This is a genomic window from Streptomyces niveiscabiei, assembly GCF_001419795.1.
Lineage (GTDB): Bacteria > Actinomycetota > Actinomycetes > Streptomycetales > Streptomycetaceae > Streptomyces > Streptomyces niveiscabiei.
In genome coordinates, this window is sequence record NZ_LIRL01001021.1 from 1 (window position 1) to 1,719 (window position 1,719).

Annotated in this window: 1 protein-coding gene; it reads right to left on the minus strand. The window is 69.9% G+C overall.

What is annotated here, in order from left to right:
* Positions 1–100: 100 nt before the first annotated feature.
* The coding region (locus tag AOK24_RS39035; RefSeq protein ID WP_055724671.1) for an AMP-binding protein at positions 101–1,719 on the minus strand (1,619 nt) is incomplete at its 5' end.

Below are 1,719 nucleotides of genomic sequence, written 5' to 3' on the forward strand. Positions count from 1 at the left end.
TCCGCCCCTGGAGCGCCGTCGGTGCTCCAGGGGCGGAGGGGGGCTCCCAAGTCCCAAGGGCCCAAAAAGTCCCAAGGGGGCCCAAGGGGGCCCGAGGGGGCTATGCCCCGTACGTCTCCCGTAGTTCGATCTTCCGGACCTTTCCCGACACCGTCATCGGGAACGCGTCCAGGATCCGCACCCGGGCCGGGATCTTGTAGTGGGCGAGGCGGCCCGCGCAGTAGCCGCGGATCTCGTCCAGCGTCGGGGGGTCGTCCGCGTCGTGGGGGATGACGCAGGCGAGGACCTCTTCGCCGTACTTCTCGTGGGGGACGCCGACGATCTGGACGTCGCGGATCTTGGGGTGGGCGTAGAGGAACTCCTCGATCTCGCGCGGGTAGATGTTCTCGCCGCCCCTGATGATCATGTCCTTGATGCGGCCGACGATCTCGACGTAGCCGTCCTCGCGCATCACGCCCAGGTCGCCGGTGTGCATCCAGCGGCCGGCGTCGACGGCCTCGGCGGTCTTCTCGGGCTCGTTCCAGTAGCCGAGCATCACGCTGTAGCCCCGCGTGCACAACTCGCCCGCGCGGCCCCGGGGTTGGGTGACGCCGGTCGCGGGGTCGACGATCTTCACCTCGATGTGCGGGAGGACCCGGCCCACGGTCGCCGTGCGGTGTTCGAGGTCGTCGTCGCGGCGGGTCTGGAGGGAGACCGGGGACGTCTCGGTCATGCCGTAGCAGATGGAGACCTCGGCCATGTGCATCTCGGCGACGACGCGTTTCATGACCTCGACGGGGCAGGGGGACCCGGCCATGATGCCGGTGCGCAGAGTCGTGAGGTCGTACGCCCCGAAATCGGGGAGGTTCAACTCCGCGATGAACATGGTCGGTACGCCGTAGAGGGACGTGCAGCGTTCCTGCTGGACCGCGTGGAGGGTGGCGGCGGGCTCGAAGGAGGGGGCGGGGATGACCATGCAGGCGCCGTGCGACGTGGCCGCCAGGTTGCCCATGACCATGCCGAAGCAGTGGTAGAAGGGCACGGGTATGCAGATCCGGTCCTGCTCGTCGTACCCCAGCGACTCCCCCACGAAGTAACCGTTGTTGAGGATGTTGTGGTGCGAGAGCGTGGCGCCCTTGGGGAACCCCGTCGTGCCGGACGTGTACTGGATGTTGACCGGGTCGTCGCAGGACAACTCGGCCTCGCGGGCGATGAGTTCGCCGCGCGGTACGGGTCCGCCGCGGGCGACGAACTCCGCCCACCCGGGGTCCCCGAAGTACACGGCTTCCCTCAAGTCGGGGCACCGGCCCCTGACGTGCCCGATCATCGCCCGGTAGTCGCTGCCCTTGTGCGCGACCGAGGCGAACAGCAGCGAGACCCCGGCCTGGTCGAGGACGTAGGCGACCTCGTGCGTGCGGTACGCGGGGTTGATGTTGACCAGGACCGCGCCGACCCTGGCGGTCGCGTACTGCACGAGCACCCACTCGGGGGTGTTGACCGCCCACACCCCGACCCGGTCCCCCGCGCCGACCCCGCTCGCGAGCAGCGCGCACGCCAACTCCTCGACGTCGGCGGCGAATTCGGCGTACGTCCAGCGCCGCCCGGACGGCACGTCGACGAGCGCCTCCCGCGCGCCCCAACGGGCCACGGCCCGGTCGAGGTTGACGCCGATGGTGTCACCGAGGAGAGCGGTGGACCCGGCACCGTGGGCGTAGGAGACACCCCCAGAGGCACCCCCCG